This is a genomic window from Mesorhizobium sp. C432A (genome assembly GCF_030323145.1).
Lineage (GTDB): Bacteria > Pseudomonadota > Alphaproteobacteria > Rhizobiales > Rhizobiaceae > Mesorhizobium.
Genome location: NZ_CP100470.1, coordinates 4959023 through 4979916, shown reverse-complemented (window position 1 = coordinate 4979916; position 20894 = coordinate 4959023). Strand labels below are relative to the sequence as shown.

Below are 20894 nucleotides of genomic sequence, written 5' to 3'. Positions count from 1 at the left end.
CGTTCGACCGACGCAAAATTCTTGTCGCGGCCAGCAGCGGCGGGAGCAAATTGTCCCGCCACACAATTCGGATTTCTAGTTGACGCAATTCCAAAGAGGAAGGGCTGCGCGCTTCGAGGAAGGCACTTCCCCTGGAATCGCTTAACCCGGATGCGTCATGTCCTCCGGCCGCACCAGCCGGTCGTAGTCTGCCTCGCTGACCAGCCCGGTGGCCAGTGCTTCCTCGCGCAAGGTGGTGCCCTTCTTGTGCGCGGTCTTGGCGATCTTGGCGGCATTGTCGTACCCGATCGTCGGCGCCAGCGCTGTCACCAGCATCAGCGAGCGGTCGAGCGCGGCCTTGATGTTGTCTTCGCGCGCCTCGATGCCGACGACGCAATTGTCGGTGAAGGATATCGAAGCGTCGACCAACAGCTGCACCGACTGCAGGAAATTATAGGCCATCAGCGGATTGTAGACGTTGAGCTCGAAATGGCCCTGGCTGCCGGCGAAGGTCAGCGAGGCGTTGTTGCCGAACACTTGCACGCAGACCTGCGTCAGAGCCTCGCATTGGGTCGGGTTGACCTTGCCCGGCATGATCGAGGAACCCGGCTCGTTTTCCGGCAGCGACAGTTCGCCGAGGCCCGAGCGCGGGCCGGAGCCGAGGAAGCGGATGTCGTTGGCGATCTTGAAGAGGGCGGCGGCCGCCGCGTTGATGGCGCCATGCGAGAACACCATGGAATCGTGCGCGGCGAGCGCCTCGAACTTGTTCGGCGCGGTGACGAAGGCAATGCCGGTGATTTCGGCGATGCGCGCCGCCACCTTTTCCGCAAAGCCGACCGGCGCGTTGAGGCCGGTGCCGACGGCGGTGCCGCCCTGCGCCAGTTCCTGCAGGCCGGGCAGCGTCATCTCGATGCGCTTGATCGAAGAGGCCACCTGCGCGGCGTAGCCGGAAAATTCCTGACCCAGCGTGAGGGGTGTCGCGTCCTGCGTATGGGTGCGGCCGATCTTGATGATGTGGGCGAAGGCCTTCGTCTTGACCTCGAGCGCAGCGTGGAGATGCTTCAGCGCCGGCAGCAGATCGTGCACGATGCGCTCGGCGCACGCGATGTGCATGGCTGTCGGGTAGGTGTCGTTCGACGACTGGCTCATATTGACGTGGTCGTTAGGGTGCACCGGCTTCTTCGAGCCCATGACGCCGCCCAGAAGTTCGATCGCCCGGTTGGAGATCACCTCGTTGGCGTTCATGTTGGACTGCGTGCCCGAGCCGGTCTGCCAGACGACCAGCGGGAAATGATCGTTCAGCTTGCCGTCGATCACCTCTTGCGCCGCCTCGATGATCGCCTTGCCGACTGCCGGATCGAGCCGCATCAGCTCCATATTGGCTTCCGCCGCCGCTCGCTTGACGATGCCGAGCGCACGCACGATCGAGGCCGGTTGCTTTTCCCAGCCTATCCTGAAATTGCCGAGGGAACGCTGCGCCTGCGCGCCCCAGTAACGGTCGGCGGCAACCTCGATGGGGCCGAACGTGTCGGTTTCGGTTCTGGTCGTGGCAGCGGTCACTTGTCTCTCCGACGATCGAATTCGGCAACGGCGTATCGCGTTGCACAATGGCCTTCAAGCAGAGATTGCGGTCGGCAGGCAGTAAATCGGTTGAAGCAGTAGCGCCGCCCTTCGGGACTCCTGCACCCTCCACTTTCGTGTGAAGGAAATTGCTCCTCAGTCCGGCTTGATCCCATAAAGTGGACGGAAACTTGCGGATTTGCTCGATGAGATCATGTCGAGCTGGCGGATTGCTCTACGCAAACTTCCCCCAGGATCAGCAATGCGCAATTCACGTCTACCTACGAGCGACGCTGCCACACGATCCAAACTACCATCCGTACCGGCGTCTCACAGGCAACAGCAGCGATGAGGTAGCTTACGCGCTTGTCCTTCTGTTCAGTTTCCCGACCAAAATCCGGCATCGCATCCGGATCGAGCTTCGGATCGCGAAGCCGAGAATTTCAAGTCCACCCTGGGAGCGCCTCCACATAGCCTCGGGGATTGCCAAGATGCATGGCGGCAAGGTCGAAGCCGTCTCGACGTCGCAAGGGACGCTCTTTGTCCTCCGTATTTTGCTGAAAGCGCGCCTGATCGCGGACCGTCAGCTCGGAACCTTTTTCCTCCAGCGGCGCAGCTTTGTCCTGAGATAGGATCTATAGCCGAACGGAAGTGTTCGCCGTCCGGAAGGCTTGCTTGTCCGCGCCTCCAGACGCTGGCGCACGACGCTCATCAGTCTGCAGAACGCGGGTGTTTCCAATGATTGCACCCGTTTGACGAGATTGTCGGGCAATGGCTTTGAGCGCCAGTCGAAATAAGCCTCGTAGTCTTGCGGCGTTGCTATCAGGCGCTGGAGATAGGCTGCAAGATCGCTGGCGCTGGCGAAGGCCCTGGCGTCAATAAAGGAGTGCTCCGGAACGAACTCGTCCACATTGGGAGCGCCAAGGTAGATCGGCACCGTGCCGGCCATGAACGCGTCATAGATTTTCTCGGTGACATAGTCGGCCTCGATCGAGTTCTCCATGGCCAGGCAGAATTTGTGCCGCGCAATGGTTTCGATCTTGGTCTTCGAGCCCAGATCGGGGCCAGAGACCGATCGGTTGTTGCGATATCGGCCATAAGAATCGATCTTCATGTGGCGCGCCAGTTCGTTCGCCAGATCGACACGGCCGCTATAATTCAGGCCGGCCGACTGGAAGAGTGCGACCGGCGCTTCTTCCGTTTTCGGCACGATTGGTCTGGCCAGCGCATCTTTCCACCACACCGCACGCGGAAGGTAGGGTACCCAGACATCGGACCGGGATTCATGCGTCATGATGATATCGAAGTGCCGCATGATTTTGGGGTCGGCAAGTCGCTTGTAGTTTTGGCCGCATTCCATCGACCAGGCGACCCAATATTGACCAGGGTATTTGTAGGCATCGCCAACTTCGCGAAAGTTCGGAATATGGAAGACGACTGCCGCGGCCTCGGAAATCCGTCGTTTGTCCAGTGTCCACCGCCCGGGCATTTCGCACTGTATCGACGCGATATCGACGGGTTTGCTGAAGAACGTTGTGTAGAAGAGGATCAGTGGATCGATAGACGGCATGGCACCACGAATGTCTGAAGCATTGCTCAATCTGCAGACAGACGCGGTATCGGAAGTTTGGTCAAGTGCTCCGCTTGTTCGAGGCCGAGGGCCGTCCAAACGGTCACCCCGCCGTATACCCGCCATCGATCGCGAAAATGCCGCCGCTGGTCCACGCCGCCTCATCGCTGGCGAGATAGACGGCGATGCCGGCAAGATCGCTGGTCTGGCCGATGCGGCCGAGCGGGTAGCTGCGCTCGACATAGGTTTTCAGCTCGGCTTGCGCTGCCGCCGGCAGGTTGTCGATCGACTTGCGCCGCATGGCGGTGTCGACCGTGCCGGGCGCAATCGCATTGACCCTGATGCCGCGCGGACCAAGCTCGAAGGCCAGCGACTTGGTCAGCGAATTCAGCGCGCCCTTGGACAAGGAATACAGGCTCGACGGCCGCTTCGGGATCATCTTGTCGGCGAAGTAGGACGAGATGTTGATGACGGAGGCGTTGGCGCCGAGATGCGGCAGCAGCCGCTGGGTAAGGAAGAACGCCGCCGTCACATTGAGCGCGAAGGATTGCTGGAATTGGTGCTCGGTGACGGTCTCGAACGGCACCAGATAGGCGACGCCGGCATTGTTGACGAGGATGTCGAGTGGGCCGGTTGCTTTCGCGCGATCGACCACGGCATCGATGCCGGAAGAGGTCGAGAGATCGGCCGACTGGGTGCCGACGTTGCCCTCCGCCGCAAGGGTCTCGCGGGCGGTCTCGAGCTTGCTGGTGTCGCGACCGACGATCAGCACGTCGGCGCCCTCGCGCAAGAAAGCTTCCGATATCGCCAGGCCGATGCCGTCCGAGCCGCCGGTCACCAGTGCTCGTTTGCCAGAAAGTCTCATTGAAGGCCAGTCGCATCGAATGCTCTCGCTGTTGCCCGCGTCACGAAGGCAATGCCGATCGGCGAGGGCGGTCAAGCCGCCGGCCTATCGCTCAGTATGAACTTCGGTTGGCCGCGTGCCGATCCGGTTACCGCAGCAGCGACTGCGACGTCGGCGTCAGGCGCAAGGTTTCGGTCCGCCAGGTCACATCGGCCGCTTGCCATTGGGGCGAAGCGGCAACTGCGGCTTCGTAACTGGCATGCGCCTCGGGACTGTTGAAACCCGTCACCGCGATAAAGACGTTTTCGCTCAAGCGCACCGGCAGGCGGGGAAAGCTGTTTTCGGCGTGCTCGGTGATGAAGGCGCCAAGCAACCGTCCGCCGGCGCCGATAAGGACCGGAACGGCATCCGTTTCGAAATTGCCGGCGAAATCGGCTTCGGCGCCAGACCGCAGATGATGAATCTGGATGACAACAACACCGGTCAAGCCATTGTCTGCGCTTGGCTTTCCATCCGCCGCCATGGCGCCTCGCTGCGCGCCTGACAGATCGAAGCCGGCGCCTGGCCATGCCGCCTTCAAGAGCAGCACATCGTCGGAATCGATCATCGTCGCATTGGCGGCGTCGCGGTGCGCCGTCCACACCGGCCCGTCATAGAAGGCGGTGAGCGCCTGCTTCCGCGCTTCCATGCCATCGAAGCCGCGCAGCCAGACGAATATGTCGGGGCGGTCGAGGTCGCGGAACTGTCCGATGATGGTCATGCCGGCGTGTTCCTGGCCTTCGATGAACCGACTGTCGAAGATGTCGATCAGCGTCTCGCGCCGGCCCGGCTTCAGCGTGTACTGCCGCAACTCGACGACAGGCGAAGCGAGCAGGCTTGCCGTCGCAGGCGCATTCAGGGGTACGGTCATTGTGTCGTCTCCAAAAAACAGGATGATCATCCGGTTTATAAAACAGACCGGTTGTCCTGTTTTGTCAATCTGCTATCGTTGGCAAATGTCAGCAGAGATTGCTCGGGCTCCGAAAGGGCCGCCGCGAAAACGCACCAACGATCCCGAAGGGCTGCGCAACAAGGTGCTCGATATCGCCGAAGCGTCGTTCCAGGCGCGTGGCTATCATGCATCAGCTCTTGGCGAGTTGATGACGACCGCAGGCGTCAGCGGCGGCGCGCTGCATCATCATTTCCCGACCAAGAAGGCGCTCGCTCTGGCGGTGATCGAGGAGCGCGTGGCAGCGGCCCTCGATGAAACCTGGATCAACCCTGTACGGGCGGCAGGCTCGGCGCGCGAAGGCGTGCGCGCGGTGTTCGAGGCGGTGGCGACCGAGCTTGAGCAGCAAGGCTTCGTGCGCGGCTGTCCGCTCAACAATCTGGCGCATGAACTGTCGCTCGCTGACCCGGATTTCCGCGCCGCTCTGGACGATATCTTTGCCGGATGGCGTCAGGCGGTTGCCGACAAGGTGCGAGCCGACCAGCAGTCGGGGAGGGAGCAGGGCACCGACCCCGAGCGCTTTGCGGCACTCGCCATCGCCGCCTATTCCGGCGCCATGTCGATGGCCAAGGCGGCACAGGATGCCAGCGTGCTGCGCGATTGCCTGGCCGAACTTCAAGGCAGCTCAACGCCGCCATTCCCGAGCAGAGCGAAGCGGCGTCGCAGGATCCTGCTGCGGCCGGGAAAACCTTGAGGCCGGAACTGCGCTGTTCTAGTTGGAAAGCGGCTTGATCGTCTCGTAACCGTTCACCGATTCCGCGCTGGTCCCTTCGTCGTAGCGCCGGGCGAGAGACGCTTGCAGATCGGGAGCATAAAGCGCGGTAAATGTGTCCAGCGTTTCGCCGGCGCCGTTCTTGAAGGTCTCCGTGACCGCCAGCACGTTGTATTTGCAGCCGCCGACGCTGAACGTCTCCTTGCCCTTGACGACCAGGCTCAGTGTCTTGGTGCTCTTCGGCTGCTTGTTCGGCGACAGCTCGACGAATTCGATCGTGCTCTTGGCTCCCGTCTTCAGCGGAAACAGTTTTCGCAGATCGGAAAACGGGATCGTCGCCACCCGTCCGGTACCGCTGTCGCGAAACACTTCGACCAGGCCTGCAAACAGGAACTGTGTCTGCGGTGATTGCGATTCGTAGGTGTTGGCGACGGACACCATGCCGCCGGCCACCGGCCGAAACTCGCTGCGGACGCCGGGCATTTCCAGAACGAAGCCGGCCTTGGCCGATTTTGCGTCGACACAATCGGCGGCATGCACCGCAGCCGCCGGTAGCAACCCAGCCAGCACCACGCCTATCGAAACGGCTCTCATGAAATCCTCCCCCTCTGCTTGTATTTGCTGCGCGCCAGCATGACCCAAGAAATGCCAGAGCCACAGTGCCGTGTCGACCTGCCATTCCTGGCAACTGGACGGTGGGGCGCCGGCTGTGCTGAATTTCAGGTCATGAATCGCAAGCTCGTCCTCTCCCGTCGCAATTTCCTCGCACAGGCAGCCGGCCTTGCCATGGCTGGCATGCTGCCGCGCGCCGCGCTTGGCCAGACCGGCAAGCGCATCCAGCCCATCGACGCCACCTTTCTGTTCATCGCCGACGTCCATGCCTGCCGCATGTCGAGCGGCCTCAGCCCCAACTGCCTGGAGGAAGGCAAGACCGACGCCGCCTTGCTGCGCAATGTCGCCGCTCTCAACAGCCTCGCCGACCGGCAATGGCCGGCCGAGATCGACGGCGTCGCCACTGGCCTGCATTCGGCCGGCAGCCGCATCGGCGCGCCGCTCGGCCTCGTCGTCGGCGGCGACATCACCGACGATGGCGGCGGCCAGATCACCGAGCCCAGCGAAGGCACGCAACTGTTGCAGTTCAGCCAGCGCTATCAACAAGGCGTCGGCCCGGACCGCGTGCACATGCCGGTCTATGTCGGCCTCGGCAACCACGATCTCGACCAGAATGGCTCGCCGCCCCATGTGACTGGTATCGGCGTGAACTGCGCGACTATGTCGAGGTCAACCACCGCCCCGGCGTGTTCTTCAAGCCCCCGGTGCCGGCCACCGAATACGATGTCGACACCGACTGCTATTCCTGGGACTGGGGCGGCCTGCATCTCGTCCAGACCCACCGCTTTGCCGGCGACACCGGCCATGGCGCGGTGAGCAGCCTGCCGTGGCTGAAGCAGGATCTGGCGACCTACGCGGCGGATGGCCGTCCCGTCATCCTGTTCCAGCACTATGGCTGGGACACTTTCTCGGTCGAGCGCTGGGACCCGGCCAAGCGCACCTATGACGATGACGGCGCAGGCGCGCCGCACTGGTGGAGCGAGGCCGACCGCCAGGCGATGCTGGCGGCGCTGAAGGGCTACAATGTCATCGCCATCTTCCATGGCCATCAGCACGAAGTGCCTCTGATCTACAAAAGCGATGGCCTCGACCTGTTCAAGCCGAAGGCTGCCTATATGGGTGGCTTCGCGCTGGTGAGGGTAACCGGGGACGGCATGGACGTGGTGCTGGGCGAGGCGGCGGGCGACCGGGGCGGGGTCAAGTTCACCAGCGCCTTCAGCAAGAGCCTCAGCCTCTGACAAGAAAAAGGCGGCCTTGAGCCGCCTTCCTCATTGCCTGCAAGATCGAATCAGAGCGCCTTTTTGATCTTGTCCTTCACGTCGCCATAGACCTTCTGCACCTTGCCGGCGGTCTTGTCGGCCGTGCCTTCGGCCTGGGTCTGCCTGTTGCCGGTCGCCTTGCCGCCGGCCTCCTTGACCGAGCCCTTGACCTGCTTGGCCACGCCGGCAACCTGATCCTTGTTCACCATCTTTGCATCTCCTGGGATTCCGGGGATTCATTCGCAGGAGGCAAACGGGCCGGCTTGGCTTAGGTTCCCTGGGCGGCGATCATCGTCGCATCTGGTCGCTTATATGGTCGCCGAAACGCTTTGCCGCGTCGTATCATGTGACTAGTGTGACGAAATTTTGGGGAGACCGCCTTGGCTGAATTTACGCTCATCATCGCCAACAAGTGCTTTTCGTCCTGGTCGCTGAGGCCATGGGTGGCGATGAAGCATCTGGAGATCCCGTTCGAGGAAGGTTTCGTGCGCCTGCGCACGCCCGAGACTTTTGCCAATCTGGCGAAAGTGTCGCCGACCGGCCTGGTGCCAGTGTTGAATCACAATGGCAGGATCGTCTGGGAAACCCTTGCCATCCTTGAATATCTGGCCGACCTGTTTCCTGAGAAAAAACTTTGGCCGCAGGATATCGGCGCCCGCGCCTTGGCTCGCTCGGTGGCGACCGAGATGCATTCCGGCTTTCGCGAGGTGCGCTATGGCTGGCCGATGAATTTGCGCCGGCCGAAGGCCCACAAGCCGCTCGACGCCGAAGGCGACATGCAGCGCGCGCGCATCGAAACGATCTGGCGCCAGTGCCGGGAACAATACGGCAAGGGCGGCCCCTTCCTGTTCGGTCATTTCACCGCGGCCGATGCCATGTATGCACCTGTCGTCACCCGCTTCGACACCTATGGCGGCAAGCTCGCGCCCGACACGCGCGCCTATGTCGACGCCGTGTTGGCAACGCCGGCGATGCGGCACTGGTATGCGGAAGCAGCGAAGGAGACCTGGCCGGAACCCGGCCCGGACGAATAGGACACTAGTGACATCACGGTGAGTGACCGATGGCCGGCAATGATGGACCGCGTGAGACTACCGCGCCAACAATCTTCCACTGCCGGCTGATCCCGCCTCGGCCGGACTTCGCCTTCACCCTGACGGAGGAGGAGAGGGAGTTGATGGGCCGGCATGCCGACTATCTGCGCGGCAAGCTTGCCGAGGGCACCATGATCCTGGCCGGGCCGGTCGCCGACCCGGCCGGCCCTTGGGGTCTGCTGATCCTGCGTGTCGGCAGCGAAGCCGAGGCAAGAGCGGTCACCGACGGCGATCCGGTGTCGAACTCCGGCCGTGGTTTCCGCTACGAGATCCTGCCGCTGATCAGCGCGATCCTGTAGGCGAGCGTAAGTTTAAGGAAAAGTGTGAAACGGTTTTCCCTTGGAAATTGTGTCAGATAACGGCACATACAAGAACGCCTCTCGCACCGTTTAATGTGCGGGAAGCGTCCTTTTGCCAGCATTACTGAGATTGCTCTCTGAATTGCTGACACCACGGAAATGCGCCGGCTTGCGATTGGTTCCGGGGCGTGGAATATTTTTTGGGAACGCCTTGCGCTCCGCCACCTCGTCAGTTGAGGCTTATGCCTCAGGCATCCTCAGGTTGAATTTGGGCTGCGGGCAAACCAGAAATTGACTCGGCGCTAAAAGAAGTCTATAAGAAACATGTCGATATTTGTTTGACCGACTTTTGTTATCCGCGCATGCATGCGCGCCTTTGACGAACTTCCCCATCAAAAATCGAGACAAAACGCTGTTGTGCAGTCGCACGATGGTGAACGAATATTTGCCAGGGAAAGGGTTCTTCATGGCCACCGGCACAGTGAAATGGTTCAACGCCACCAAAGGTTTTGGTTTTATTCAGCCTGACGACGGCTCCGCCGACGTTTTTGTCCACATCTCGGCCGTAGAGCGCGCCGGCATGCGTGACATCGTCGAGGGTCAGAAGCTCGGCTACGAGATGACCCGCGACAACAAGTCGGGCAAGATGTCCGCCGACCAGTTGAAGGCGGCCTGATAAGGATTCGGCCTTCCGGTGACCACGGATGTACTGGCACCGATGAAAGGCTGAAAGGAGCGCCTTGCGCATCCAACTGGATGCGCGGCGCTTTCATGGAAGGTCAGGCGGTGCCTGGCCTTTTTCATTTTGTGCGTCATGCCGCTAAAAGTGCGCCGCACGCCGGCCGGAACGTGCTAAGGGACGCTCCAGCAATCTGAACCGCCCATACTGCCCCGCTGCCGTATTGCTTTGGTCCTAATCGAAGACCGCTCTCGCTCTATCGGCACCAGGCTCCCGACAGGAGAAAGTTTTGACCACGCAATCCAAGACCGCCGACCAGGCCGGCTCGCTGTTCAGCAAGACGCAAACCCAGTCGATGTCACTCAACCGCATCCTGTCCGAGCGTGATGCCGTCAGCGAGGCTCGCGAAGCCAAGACCGCGCGCTTGCGCGAACTGCGCAAGGAAAAGGAAGCCGACGACATGGCGGCGGCCGCAGCCCTTGCGACGCTGCCGAAGCGGGCAGGCAAACGCTGATGGCCACCAAGCGCGTACCGCCGACGCCGATCGATGCCGATGCGACCATCGCGTCCATGGTCCCGGGCCTGGACAAGCCGGTCGAATATGTCCGCCGTGTGCTGGAAAAGCTCGAGCGCTGCAAGCGCGCGCATGGCGATGCCCAGGTGCGCGTCGGCGTGCGCGGCCGTGCCGAAGCCCCGAACTATCTGGTCGAATATGTCCGCGAGGACAAAAAGACCCAGGAGCGCGTGACCTACCAGGATGCCGCCTATAGCGGCAGCACGCATCGCGAACTGGCGGCGCACCACATTGCCGAGGCGAGGAACTGGTCGCCCGAGGAAATGAACATCACAGCGGTCTCGGCGCTGATCGGCCGCTTGCGCAATCCGCGCGCACCATCATCCCGCTTTTCCGACGAGGACTGACATGGCCATAAAGTTTTCCACCAAGGATCAGCCGGCAGCGCCGGCTGCTGCCACTGCAAAGCAGGCCAAGCCCGCTGCCGCGCCAAAGGCCGCCGAGGCCACAGAGGCTGCGACCGACCTGTTCAAGTCGCCGGCGGACGCGCCGAAGGGCAAGAAGAAGAAATAGCGCCTTGCCGCAAGATGCCGGTCGTCGGTCCATAGCGCCTGCCGGCCTGGCTGGCGCCACCGACTTTTTGTCTGGCGACGAGGACGCCGGCGCGGCCGCAATCTTCGATTGCCAGAGCTGCGGCGCCTGCTGCTCCTACTCGGCCGAATGGCCGCGCTTCTCGACCGAGGACGATGCGCAACTTGACCGGATTCCGGAAAAGTTCGTGTCCGCCGACCTGTCCGGCATGCGCTGCGAGGGCGTGCGCTGTTCGGCGCTTACGGGCGAGATCGGCAAGCACACGGCCTGCGGCATCTACGAGATCCGCCCGGACGTCTGCCACGCCTGCATGCCTGGCGGCGACGATTGCCTGATGGCGCGCAAGGCGCACGGGATGCCAACGATCTAGCCGACGCCCACCTTGCCTCATCCCACATCCCCCGATAGCTTCGACCACGGGCAGGGCGTCGGAGGAACCATGAGCATCGAATTTCTGTTGACGTCGCTGATCGTTGTGGCTTCGCCCGGCACCGGCGTTCTCTACACGCTGAGCGCCGGGCTTTCGCGAGGCGCGCGCGCCTCGATCACTGCTGCATTCGGCTGCACGCTTGGCATCATCCCGCATATGGCCGCCGCCATCACCGGCTTGGCGGCGCTGCTGCACACAAGTGCTGTCGCCTTCGAGACGCTGAAATATCTCGGCGTCGCCTATCTCCTCTACATGGCCTGGAACACGCTGAACGAGAAGGGCGGCCTGAGCGTCGATGAAAACGCGGCACCCCGCTCGGCAGCCAAGGTCATCACCTCCGGTATCCTGATCAACATCCTGAACCCGAAGCTGTCGATCTTCTTCTTTGCCTTCCTGCCGCAATTCGTCAGCACGACCGAACCGAACGCATTTGCCAAGATGCTCGAACTCTCGAGCGTCTTCATGCTACTGACCTTCGTCGTCTTCGTCGCTTACGGCATCTTTGCGGCCTCGATCCGCAGCCATGTCGTGTCGCGGCCGATGGTGCTGACCTGGATGCGCCGCACCTTCGCCGGCGCCTTTGTCATGCTTGGCGCCAAGCTGGCGCTGGCTGATCGATAGAACAGGAGCTGCCAGGCCTCGGCCTACTCTTCGTCGGTTCCGGATCCGGTCCGGATGCCTAGACGCCAGGCCGAGGGCGGAAGGCCGATCATCTTCTTGAAGGCGCGGCTGAACGCTGCCTCGGATTCGTAGCCGATTTCAGCGGCAATGCTGGCCATGTTGCTGGTGCCGGCGCTGAGCAGCTCCGAGGCGATCTGCATGCGCCATTTGGCGAGATAATGCATTGGCGGCATGCCGACCAGCCTGGTGAAGCGTTCGGCGAGCACGCTGCGCGACAGCGCGGAGTCCTTCGCCAGCGCCTCCACCGTCCAGTTATGCGCCGGCCGGTCGTGGATCAGCGCCAGTGCCCTCGCCAGGTTTGGATCGCGCAGGCCAGCCAGCCATCCCGTGGTTTGTGGCGGCAGCGATTCCAAGTAACGGCGCAACACGTCGACAAACATCAGTTCGCTCAGTTTGGTGAGCACCGTTTCACTGCCTGCGCGCTTTTGCGCCACCTCCGTGACAACGCTTCTATCCCTTGACGTAACCCATCGCCTCGACGATCAGCCCATCCGCGACGCGCATCAGATTGACGCCGCGGATGGAGTTGCCGCCGGCCATGAAGTAGCGCCAGCGGATCGTCGCCCGTTCGCCGGCGACGAAGGTTTCCTCGAGGTCGAAGCGCGTGCCGGGCTGGGTGGCGATCGCCGACCATAGGTCAATGCATGCCTCTTTGCCGGCATGGCGGGCGCCGTCCGGCGCCGGCACGGTGTTTTCGATAACGCAATCCTGCGCCACCAACTCGGCAAGCGCGGACGGATCGTGCAACTGGAACACATCGTTGAAGCGACGCATGATCTCGGCCGTCTGGCTAGAGTGGTCGCCCGGATGAATGCTCGTGATGCTGTCCTGGCTCATCTCATACCTCCTGGTTTTCATTGTTCCGTGGCAGTGGTGGCGGCCAGCTCGGCCTTGAGGGTGATGGTTGTAACGCCGGCCAAAGCGCGGGAGACAAGGCAGGTCGTCTTCGCCGTCTCCGCCATACGCTGGAATTCGGCAGGCTGAAGGCCGGGAATCTCTGCTTCCGTTTCGAGCTCGATGCGGGTGATCGTCGGCCCGGCGGCGGTCGCGCCGAGATGCACCTTGGCGACGGTGCGGATGGTGCGGGCGACGTGGCCTTCCTGGCCGAGGATGAAGGTCAGCGCCATCGAGAAGCAGCCGGCATGTGCTGCCCCGATCAGCTCTTCGGGATTGGTGCCCGGACCGTTCTCGAACCGCGACGGAAAGGAATAGGCGCCTTCGAAGACGCCGCTGCCAAGCCGCAGACGGCCGCCGCCTTCCTTCAGTGTGCCTTGCCATTCTGCGGAAGCTTCACGGATGGTCATGGTCGTTCTCCTGATTCGGGGTTGAAAAGCGGGCAATTGGGTCAGGCGCAGTCGATGACAACCTTCCCGAACACGTCGCCCTGCTGGAAGTGGCGGTACGCTTCGGGGGCTTCGGCAAAGGGGAAGACCCTGTCGATAACGGGCTTGAGGCGATGCTGCGACACGGCGCGCAGCATGGCTTCGAGATTGCTGCGGCTGCCGACGAACAGGCGGCTGATGGTGACGAGGCTGCGCTGATAAAGCGCTGCCGGCATCTCGATCGATCTGCCACTAGCGTCCTGCAGCGTCAGCAGCACGATGTGTCCATAAAGCGTGCTGGCAATCAGCGACTGCGCGAAGGTGGCCGGGCCGCCGGTTTCGACGACGAGGTCGATGCCGCCTGTCTGCTCGCGCGCCCAGCCGCCCCATTCCGGTATGTCGGTGCTGGAGACAACGAGGTCGGCGCCCAGCGCCCGCAGCCTGTCGGCCTTCTCCGCGCGCGATGTGATGGCGACAACCCGGCAGCCGAGCAACTTGGCGAACTGCAGAGCAAACAGCGAAACGCCACCCGAACCGATGGTGAAAACCCATTGACCAGGCTTCGGAATCCGGGTCCCGGTCACCGCGTTCCAGGCCGTCACGCCGGCGCAGGTCAGCGTCGCCGCTTCGTGCCAGCTCAGATGATCGGGCAGTCGCGCCGCCCATTGTTCGTCGAGCACGGCAAACTCAGTCAGCATGCCGTCCAGCGTACAGCCGAGCTGGTCGATCAGACCGGCATTGATGCGGCCATCGATCCAGCGGGCGAAGTAGCTGCCGGTGACGCGGTCGCCGACGGCAAAACGGGTAGCGGCATCGCCGATTGCGACGACGTCACCGGCGCCGTCGCTCAGCGGCACGATGCCTTGCCGCGGCGGCAACGGATAGGTGCCGCCAAGGATCATCGTGTCGCGCCGATTGAGCGAGGCGGCGCGGACTCGCACCACGATCTCATGCGGTTTCGGTTCCGTCCGCGCCTCGTCGCGCATCGCCAGGGATTCGGTTCCACCAAACCCTTCAAGACGGTAGCTGCGCATGTCACTCTCCTTGTAATATATAGACTGATTTACATATTATATAGACCGATTGTCATATTCTTGGCAAGGCCCTATAATGCGTCACTGCTGACAGAGGTTGACATGGCCAACGACACCCGCACCCGCATACTTGAGACCACAGGCCTGTTGCTCAGGCAGCGCGGCTATCGCGGCACCTCGCTCAACGACATTCTGGGCGCCAGCGGGGCGCCGCGCGGCTCGCTCTATTTTCATTTCCCAGGCGGCAAGGACCAACTGGTCATCGAGGTGACGCGCAACAGCGTTGCCGACGTCACGAAAAGGCTGGGCGAAGCACTGGCAGCCGAGAGCGATCCTGCAGTGGCCGTCCATCACATATACCAGTCGGTCGGGCGCATGCTGGAGGACAATGATTTTTCGCTGGGTTGCCCCATCGCGCCGGTGGTGCTGGATTCACCCACCGATGTGCCGGAACTGGCGGAACTCTGCCGATCGGCTTTCGAGCAATGGATCGGCTTGCTGCGACAGGCCTTTGTCAGGGCAGGAGTGCCCGAACGCCGGGCGCATGCCCTGGCACTGCTGGTCGAATCCTCGCTGGAAGGGCTGATGGTGATTGCGAGGGCCACCCGCGATCGTGGCCCGGTGCTGGTGGTGGCCGACGAGGTGGCGGCGCTTGTCGAGCAGGCGGTGCTTGCAGGCAAGGTTGCGCGGCAGGCGGACAGCGCCGCCTAACCATCCGCTTTCCAAAACAAAAAGGGCGCCTCTCGGCGCCCTTTCCGTATGCATAAGCCAGATAGCTTGGATTAGAAATCCATACCGCCCATGCCGCCCATGCCGCCGCCGCCCATGCCGCCAGGCATGCCGCCGCCAGCAGACTCCTTCTTGGGAGCCTCCGCGATCATGGCTTCGGTGGTGACGAGCAGGCCGGCGACCGAAGCCGCGTCCTGGAGAGCGGTACGAACGACCTTGACCGGGTCGACGATGCCCATGGCGATCATGTCGCCATACTCGCCGGTCTGGGCGTTGTAGCCGTAGGTCGCGCCCTTGTTGTCGAGGATCTTGCCGGCAACGATCGAAGCTTCAGCACCTGCGTTCGAAGCGATCTGACGGGCCGGAGCCTGCAGTGCACGACGAACGATGTTGATGCCGGCAGCCTGGTCGGCATTGACGCCGGTGACCTTGATGTTGGCCGAAGCGCGCAGGAGAGCGACGCCGCCGCCTGCAACGATGCCTTCTTCCACGGCCGCGCGGGTCGCGTTGAGAGCGTCATCGACGCGGTCCTTCTTTTCCTTGACTTCGACTTCCGTCGCGCCGCCGACACGGATCACCGCAACGCCGCCGGCGAGCTTCGCCAGACGTTCCTGCAGCTTCTCCTTGTCGTAGTCCGACGTGGTCTCTTCGATCTGCTGCTTGATCTGGGCAACGCGGCCCTGGATCTCGGCCTTCTTGCCGGCGCCGTCGACGATGGTGGTGTTCTCCTTGGAGATCGACACCTTCTTGGCGCGGCCGAGCATGTTGAGGCCGACATTCTCGAGCTTGATGCCGAGGTCTTCCGAGATGACCTGGCCACCGGTGAGGATGGCAATGTCTTCCAGCATGGCCTTGCGGCGATCACCGAAGCCAGGCGCCTTGACGGCGGCGATCTTCAGGCCGCCGCGCAGCTTGTTGACAACCAGCGTGGCCAGAGCCTCGCCTTCGACGTCTTCCGAGATGATGAGCAGCGGCTTTGAGGTCTGCACGACGGCTTCGAGAACCGGCAGCATGGCCTGGAGGTTGGAGAGCTTCTTCTCGTGCAGGAGGATGTAGACGTCCTCGAGCTCGGCAACCATCTTGTCGGCGTTGGTGACGAAGTAGGGCGAGAGATAGCCGCGGTCGAACTGCATGCCTTCGACGACTTCCAGCTCGGTCTCGGCGGTCTTGGCTTCTTCAACCGTGATGACCCCTTCATTGCCGACCTTCTGCATCGCTTCGGCGATCATGGCGCCGACCGACTCGTCGCCATTGGCGGAGATCGTGCCGACCTGGGCAACTTCCTCGGAGGTCTTGATCTTCTTGGCAGCCTTGCCGAGAGCCGCGACGACTTCGGTCACGGCCAGGTCGATGCCGCGCTTCAGGTCCATCGGGTTCATGCCGGCGGCAACGGCCTTGTGGCCTTCCTGGACGATCGACTGCGCCAGGACGGTCGCGGTCGTGGTGCCGTCGCCGGCGATGTCGTTGGTCTTCGAAGCAACTTCGCGGACCATCTGCGCGCCCATGTTTTCGAACTTGTCTTCAAGCTCGATTTCCTTGGCGACGGTGACGCCGTCCTTGGTGATGCGCGGTGCGCCGAACGACTTGTCGATGACGACGTTGCGGCCCTTGGGGCCGAGCGTGACCTTCACTGCGTCGGCGAGGATGTTGACGCCGCGCAGCATGCGCTCGCGGGCGTCGCGGGAGAATTTTACGTCTTTAGCAGCCATTTTTTAGCTCCTGGCAGGGGGCTTGCGATCAAGCCCGAAATTCAGTTGACGGTGAGGCCGATAATCAGCCGATGATGCCCATAATGTCGGATTCCTTCATGATCAGAAGGTCTTCGCCATTGAGCTTGACTTCGGTGCCCGACCACTTGCCGAACAGGATGCGGTCGCCGGCCTTGACGTCCAGCGGGACCAGCTTGCCGGCTTCGTCGCGAGCGCCGGAGCCGACGGCGATGATCTCGCCTTCCTGCGGCTTTTCCTTTGCCGTATCCGGGATGATGATCCCGCCGGCGGTCTTGGATTCGGATTCGACCCGGCGTACGACCACGCGGTCATGAAGCGGGCGGAACTTCGACTTTGCCATTTTTTCTTCCTCGAATGAGAACGGTGAGAGCTGTTCCTCGATCCGGCGGTGCCGGATGTGCGTTAGCACTCACCTGGAGAGAGTGCTAACGTCGCGCTGAAATAAGCGCGTGGCTTTCGAGAGTCAAGGCGAACGGTGAGCACAATTGTGCCAATTGGAGCCGTGCCGCGATCCGACGGCAGACCCTACGGGCGCCGCGGCGATTCAAGCACCAGAAGCGGGCATCGTTCCGCCAGCCCATAAGCCCCTGTCGGTGCGAGGCGGACACGGCCGAAAAACCGGCTCGCCTCTTCGACCAGCGTCGCCGCCGGGGCGAAACTGTAGACAGTCTGCGAATTCGCATAGACATCGATGGTGCCGATCACCGGCATCTCCCATCCGGTCGTCGCGGCAAGGGCCTCCCGGTCGGCAAACAGCGCATCGAAGGCATCGAGGATCGCCCGCACCGGAATGGCGCGGTCGGGATCGCTGCCTGCACAAGCCATGGCAATGCGCCATTTGAGTTCGTGGAAGGTCGCGACACCACCGGAAAGCGTCAGCGCCCGGACCTCCTGCAGATCATCCTGTACCTGAGGACTTGCATAGGCGCGCAATGCAGCCCGCCCACCGGACTTCAGTACACGCGCGATCTCGGCAAGCAGCGCCTGCCGTGCAACCGAGGAGTCCAGCGCCGACAGGCAGCCGTCGCCGATCACCGCCCCGGCGCTTTCGTCGCCCAGCGGCAACTCCAGCCAGTTGCCGATCACCGCCTTGCGTGAGGCGGTATCGCCCGGCCAGATGCCCGATATCATGGCAGTGGACTCGTCGATCGCGAGCATGGTCCTTCCGAGGCCGGCAAGCTCCGGCGTGACCCCGAGCAGCACCACATCGACTGATTGCAGCCTAAGTTCGCGCTCATAGGCGGCGACAGCTTCCGGGGGCGGACACAGCGGCGACCCGAGAAGCCGCCAATGACGGCGAATTGCGTCCCAATGCTCAGTCATGCGGAACGGTTTGGGGAAAGGCTGGACATATTTCCTTCCAGGCTGTTGGTTGCCTTGCGAGTTACCTCATGCAGGAAAGGCCATGGCCCGCATTGCCGTCATAACGCATGAATTTGACCGCTTCCAGAGCCGGCGGGGCCTCCTGCTGCGCCAGCACAGCCCCTACATGCTGTTCGACGTCCTGGCGGAGTTGAAACGGCGCGGTCACTCCGTGCAGATCATGCGTGGACCCTCGGCAAGTCATAACGCCGATATTGCCGTCCTGCATGTCGACGCGACAGTGACGCCATCGGACTATGTCGACTACGCGCGCGGATTTCCGATTTGTCTCAATCTTGGTGCAACCGACATTTCCAAGCGCCGCATCAGCGGTGCGATCCTCGAGGAGGGTGCCAACTGGAGCGGCCAGGTCATCGTCAAGAGCAACCTCAATCATTGGGGGACGCCCGAGGAGCAGCTCAACCGAAAATCCGTTCGCGCCGGCAAGGCAGTGCCTTTTCCGGGCGCGCAGACCTTCGACCGCTATCAGGTGCATGCCTCGCTGGCCGATGTGGCGCCGGAGATTTTCAGGCGTGCCGACCTGATCGTGGAAAAATTCATTCCCGAAATCGAGCCCGACGGGTTTGCGGCGCGGTTCTGGATTTTCTGTGGCGATCGGGAGCGCTGCACCCGCTATGTCTCGCCGCAGCGCCTGGTCAAGGGCGACGACACCATCCGCCGGGAGCCGGTTGCGGTTCCCGACGAATTGCGCGCCTTGCGTCGGAAGCTGGGCTTCGACTATGGCAAATTCGACTTTGTCGTGCATGAGGGCAGGGCCGTGCTGCTCGATGCCAACAAGACCCCGGGTCGCGCCAGAAACCTGTCGAAGATCGTTGCCGCCGGCACCGCCAACCTGGCCGACGGCTTCGAAAACCTCATCCACCCGACCGGACGGGGTCGAATCGGCCGCTAGAGAAACAGCCCCAACTGCGTATGGATGATCGACCGGTAGTCCTCGATGGTGTGGCGGCTTTCCTCTTGGTCCTGGGTCAGCGCCATGCGCACGACGCCGCCGGCCAGTTGGAAGATCAGGAAAACCATACGGCCGAACTCATCGCGTCGCTCGGCTGCGAGAAAGGGGCCGACATGGTCGCAGAACATCGTCGCCTGGCGCCGGGTTTCGGCGATGTCGAGATTCTTCAGCGCCTTGTCGGCCTGGATGGCGTTTTGCAGGTCCTGAATGGCGGGGTCGCCGGCGACGCGCTCATAGTAGTCGTCGAGCAGCCGGTCGGCCGCCGCGATGACGTCGCCCAGCCCGCCAATGTCCGCAACGATGGCGGCAAGCCGGGCGCGGCTCGCTTCGGAGAACCGCTCGTAGAGCATCGCCAGGATCGCCGACTTGTTGGGAAAATAATGATAGACAGTGGCGATCGGCCCGCCGGCCTGTGCGCCGACTTCCTTCATGGTGACGGCGTCGATGCCTTTCTCGCCGATCAGCCGCATGGTCGTCGACAGGATGGCGTCGATGCGCTCGCGGCTGCGCTCCTGTTTGGGCCTGCGCCTCGGTTCGGTCGTCATCTGCACTGCTTCGTTCATGCCGCCATCCTCTCGATCGCCCAGACCATTCGATCGCCAAGACCATCCCCAGCCTTGTTGGTGCCAAGTCCCGCTACTGATTGACAAACGAATATGATCGAGTATCAGTTTCTAAATGCTGACAGACTGTCAGTTTTTTTGCCGACAGGCAAGGACGTTGGGAGGCGACCGTGACTTCTGCTGGTAACGCCGATGCCGGGAATGGCGACTGGCTGGTCGGCAACCCGACTGGGGCGCAGCTCGCCTCGGCATTGTGGATCGGCTCGGTCGGCCTGCTGATTCTCGGGTTGCAGCCGGTGCTTCTTGGCGCGCTCTACACCGAAGGGCATGTCAGCGGTGACGAACTCGCGCTGGTCGCCACGGCGGAGATGATCGCCATCGGCATCGGATCGGCGGTCATCGCCATGATGCTGTCCGCCCACAATATGCGCTCGAAAAGTGCCTGCCTTTTGCTCTTGCTGGCGCTGGCTAACTGCGCGACCGCCTATGCGCTGACCTCGACCTCGCTGATTGCCGCCCGCGCGGTGGCGGGCCTCGCCGAGGGCGGGCTGGTGGCGGTCGCCACGGAACTGATCGCCCGTTCGCGCCGGGCCGAGCGCATCGGCGGCTTCTTCGTCACCCTTCAGACCCTGGCGCAATGCGCCCTCGCCCTGCTGCTGGCGCTTTACGTCATCCCGTCCGCCGGATCGGCAGGCGGCTTCATCGTTCTTGCCGTCGTCTGCATCGCCTCGGTGGCCGCCGCCTTCATCGTCCCGGATAGCTATGCCGACCTGCCCAAGGAGGAACAGTTCAGCAATGTGCTGACCGTTCCTTCGCTTGCCGCTTTGCTGTGCGTCTTCTGCTACTTCATGTTCTTCGGCTCGGTCTGGGCGTTTCTGGAGCCGCTTGGCGCACAATACGGAATCGATGGCCGCACCGTCGGCCTGATCGTCTCGGCCAGCCTCGCATTGCAGGTGCTGGGCGCAATGACGGCTACCGTCTTCGAGGCGAGTATCGACTACCGCTTCGCCATCGCGGCGATCGGCGTTGTTGCGGTCGCCAGTTCCCTGGTGCTCGCCGGCAGCCCCGGCCTGACGGTTTTCTGGGTCGCGGCCTTGATCATGGGCTTCATCCTTCTGTTCATCGTGCCCTATCAGATCCGGCTGGCGATCACCGCCGACGAGACGCGCACGGCCGTGCTTCTGGTGCCGGCAGCCCAGCTTTTCGGTCTGGCGATCGGCCCGGTCGCGGCATCGCTGCTGATCGACGGCAAGGATTTTCGCCCGGTGCCGGAATTTGCCGCCGCCAGCGCGGCGGCCAGCCTCGTGCTGCTCGGCCTGTTCGTCGTGATCGCGCGGCGGCGCCGCGCGATCGCCTGAGAAGCGACCGC

26 protein-coding genes and 1 pseudogene are annotated in these 20894 nt (G+C 62.6%); 13 read left to right on the top strand and 14 right to left on the bottom strand.

Going from position 1 to position 20894, the window contains the following annotated elements:
- Window positions 1–141 precede the first annotated feature (141 nt).
- The 4 genes from fumC to NLY33_RS24380 form a co-directional block, all read right to left on the bottom strand.
- Window positions 142–1539, bottom strand: a complete 1398-nt coding sequence (gene fumC / locus NLY33_RS24395) for a class II fumarate hydratase (protein WP_023705701.1) — start codon at window positions 1537–1539, stop codon at window positions 142–144.
- A gap of 583 nt (window positions 1540–2122) precedes the next feature.
- Entirely contained in the window at window positions 2123–3208 is a 1086-nt protein-coding gene (locus NLY33_RS24390) for a glycosyltransferase family 10 domain-containing protein (protein ID WP_245262867.1), read from the bottom strand.
- A 4-nt stretch (window positions 3209–3212) separates the two neighbouring features.
- Window positions 3213–3974, bottom strand: a complete 762-nt coding sequence (locus NLY33_RS24385) for an SDR family NAD(P)-dependent oxidoreductase (protein ID WP_023705703.1) — start codon at window positions 3972–3974, stop codon at window positions 3213–3215.
- 127 nt (window positions 3975–4101) lie between these two features.
- On the bottom strand, window positions 4102–4863 hold the full coding sequence (locus NLY33_RS24380) for an NIPSNAP family protein (protein WP_023705704.1): 762 nt from the start codon (window positions 4861–4863) through the stop codon (window positions 4102–4104).
- Window positions 4864–4948: 85 nt separating this feature from the next.
- Here NLY33_RS24380 and NLY33_RS24375 point away from each other — a divergent pair, with 85 nt between their 5' ends.
- Window positions 4949–5635: a TetR/AcrR family transcriptional regulator gene (locus NLY33_RS24375; protein WP_023689911.1), complete on the top strand. Its 687-nt coding sequence runs from the start codon at window positions 4949–4951 to the stop codon at window positions 5633–5635.
- An 18-nt stretch (window positions 5636–5653) separates the two neighbouring features.
- On the opposite strand, the gene NLY33_RS24370 is transcribed toward NLY33_RS24375, so the two are convergent.
- Entirely contained in the window at window positions 5654–6247 is a 594-nt protein-coding gene (locus NLY33_RS24370; RefSeq protein ID WP_023709704.1) for a hypothetical protein, read from the bottom strand.
- A gap of 132 nt (window positions 6248–6379) precedes the next feature.
- On the opposite strand from NLY33_RS24370, the pseudogene NLY33_RS24365 reads away from it, so the two are divergent.
- Window positions 6380–7503 (top strand): annotated as a pseudogene (locus tag NLY33_RS24365) (metallophosphoesterase).
- A 50-nt stretch (window positions 7504–7553) separates the two neighbouring features.
- Here NLY33_RS24365 and NLY33_RS24360 read toward each other — a convergent pair.
- A complete protein-coding gene (locus NLY33_RS24360) occupies window positions 7554–7733 on the bottom strand; it encodes a CsbD family protein (RefSeq protein WP_023671498.1) in 180 nt (59 codons plus the stop codon).
- Between the two features lie 171 nt (window positions 7734–7904).
- On the opposite strand from NLY33_RS24360, the gene NLY33_RS24355 reads away from it, so the two are divergent.
- The 8 genes from NLY33_RS24355 (at window position 7905) to NLY33_RS24320 (ending at window position 11752) form a co-directional block, all read left to right on the top strand.
- Window positions 7905–8558 carry a glutathione S-transferase family protein gene (locus tag NLY33_RS24355; RefSeq protein WP_023705708.1) on the top strand — a complete coding sequence of 218 codons (654 nt, stop codon included), beginning with the start codon at window positions 7905–7907 and terminating at the stop codon, window positions 8556–8558.
- A gap of 29 nt (window positions 8559–8587) precedes the next feature.
- Window positions 8588–8917, top strand: a complete 330-nt coding sequence (locus NLY33_RS24350) for a YciI family protein (RefSeq protein ID WP_023705709.1) — start codon at window positions 8588–8590, stop codon at window positions 8915–8917.
- A 466-nt stretch (window positions 8918–9383) separates the two neighbouring features.
- The gene (locus NLY33_RS24345; protein WP_023671502.1) at window positions 9384–9593 is read left to right on the top strand and encodes a cold-shock protein; all 210 of its coding nucleotides are present in this window, start codon (window positions 9384–9386) and stop codon (window positions 9591–9593) included.
- 292 nt (window positions 9594–9885) lie between these two features.
- Entirely contained in the window at window positions 9886–10110 is a 225-nt protein-coding gene (locus tag NLY33_RS24340) for a hypothetical protein (RefSeq protein WP_023705710.1), read from the top strand.
- Window positions 10110–10517: a hypothetical protein gene (locus NLY33_RS24335; protein ID WP_023671504.1), complete on the top strand. Its 408-nt coding sequence runs from the start codon at window positions 10110–10112 to the stop codon at window positions 10515–10517. Before NLY33_RS24340 ends, NLY33_RS24335 begins: the two co-directional genes overlap by 1 nt.
- Before the next feature lies 1 nt (window position 10518).
- Complete coding sequence (locus NLY33_RS24330; RefSeq protein ID WP_023705711.1) at window positions 10519–10683, top strand: hypothetical protein; 165 nt, start codon at window positions 10519–10521, stop codon at window positions 10681–10683.
- Between the two features lie 4 nt (window positions 10684–10687).
- Window positions 10688–11071 (top strand): YkgJ family cysteine cluster protein, encoded by a 384-nt coding sequence (locus tag NLY33_RS24325; RefSeq protein ID WP_023709379.1) that lies wholly within the window; start codon window positions 10688–10690, stop codon window positions 11069–11071.
- 69 nt (window positions 11072–11140) lie between these two features.
- The gene (locus NLY33_RS24320) at window positions 11141–11752 is read left to right on the top strand and encodes a LysE family translocator (RefSeq protein ID WP_023671507.1); all 612 of its coding nucleotides are present in this window, start codon (window positions 11141–11143) and stop codon (window positions 11750–11752) included.
- A gap of 23 nt (window positions 11753–11775) precedes the next feature.
- Here NLY33_RS24320 and NLY33_RS24315 read toward each other — a convergent pair whose 3' ends face one another.
- From NLY33_RS24315 to NLY33_RS24300, 4 genes are read right to left on the bottom strand one after another with little or no spacing between them, the layout of a single operon-like run.
- Window positions 11776–12216, bottom strand: coding sequence for a helix-turn-helix transcriptional regulator (locus tag NLY33_RS24315; protein WP_023709380.1), 441 nt, complete (start codon window positions 12214–12216; stop codon window positions 11776–11778).
- A 46-nt stretch (window positions 12217–12262) separates the two neighbouring features.
- Window positions 12263–12649: a nuclear transport factor 2 family protein gene (locus NLY33_RS24310; RefSeq protein ID WP_023705714.1), complete on the bottom strand. Its 387-nt coding sequence runs from the start codon at window positions 12647–12649 to the stop codon at window positions 12263–12265.
- A gap of 17 nt (window positions 12650–12666) precedes the next feature.
- Window positions 12667–13116: an OsmC family peroxiredoxin gene (locus NLY33_RS24305; protein ID WP_023705715.1), complete on the bottom strand. Its 450-nt coding sequence runs from the start codon at window positions 13114–13116 to the stop codon at window positions 12667–12669.
- Window positions 13117–13157: 41 nt separating this feature from the next.
- Window positions 13158–14168 carry a zinc-dependent alcohol dehydrogenase family protein gene (locus tag NLY33_RS24300; RefSeq protein WP_023705716.1) on the bottom strand — a complete coding sequence of 337 codons (1011 nt, stop codon included), beginning with the start codon at window positions 14166–14168 and terminating at the stop codon, window positions 13158–13160.
- Window positions 14169–14270: 102 nt separating this feature from the next.
- Here NLY33_RS24300 and NLY33_RS24295 point away from each other — a divergent pair, with 102 nt between their 5' ends.
- On the top strand, window positions 14271–14879 hold the full coding sequence (locus NLY33_RS24295) for a TetR/AcrR family transcriptional regulator (RefSeq protein WP_023709381.1): 609 nt from the start codon (window positions 14271–14273) through the stop codon (window positions 14877–14879).
- 71 nt (window positions 14880–14950) lie between these two features.
- Here the strand turns inward: NLY33_RS24295 and groL are convergent, their stop codons facing one another.
- From groL to NLY33_RS24280, 3 genes are all read right to left on the bottom strand, one after another.
- Complete coding sequence (gene groL / locus NLY33_RS24290; protein ID WP_023709705.1) at window positions 14951–16606, bottom strand: chaperonin GroEL; 1656 nt, start codon at window positions 16604–16606, stop codon at window positions 14951–14953.
- Window positions 16607–16670: 64 nt separating this feature from the next.
- A complete protein-coding gene (groES, locus tag NLY33_RS24285; RefSeq protein ID WP_006203049.1) occupies window positions 16671–16967 on the bottom strand; it encodes a co-chaperone GroES in 297 nt (98 codons plus the stop codon).
- Window positions 16968–17152: 185 nt separating this feature from the next.
- Window positions 17153–17950: a class I SAM-dependent methyltransferase gene (locus tag NLY33_RS24280; protein WP_023708524.1), complete on the bottom strand. Its 798-nt coding sequence runs from the start codon at window positions 17948–17950 to the stop codon at window positions 17153–17155.
- Between the two features lie 82 nt (window positions 17951–18032).
- Here NLY33_RS24280 and NLY33_RS24275 point away from each other — a divergent pair, with 82 nt between their 5' ends.
- Complete coding sequence (locus tag NLY33_RS24275) at window positions 18033–18902, top strand: hypothetical protein (RefSeq protein ID WP_023708523.1); 870 nt, start codon at window positions 18033–18035, stop codon at window positions 18900–18902.
- Here NLY33_RS24275 and NLY33_RS24270 read toward each other — a convergent pair.
- Window positions 18899–19525, bottom strand: a complete 627-nt coding sequence (locus tag NLY33_RS24270) for a TetR/AcrR family transcriptional regulator (RefSeq protein WP_023708522.1) — start codon at window positions 19523–19525, stop codon at window positions 18899–18901. The two genes, NLY33_RS24275 and NLY33_RS24270, sit on opposite strands and share 4 nt — an antisense overlap.
- A 170-nt stretch (window positions 19526–19695) precedes the next feature.
- Here NLY33_RS24270 and NLY33_RS24265 point away from each other — a divergent pair, with 170 nt between their 5' ends.
- Window positions 19696–20883 carry an MFS transporter gene (locus NLY33_RS24265; protein WP_023709384.1) on the top strand — a complete coding sequence of 396 codons (1188 nt, stop codon included), beginning with the start codon at window positions 19696–19698 and terminating at the stop codon, window positions 20881–20883.
- Window positions 20884–20894: the final 11 nt, after the last annotated feature.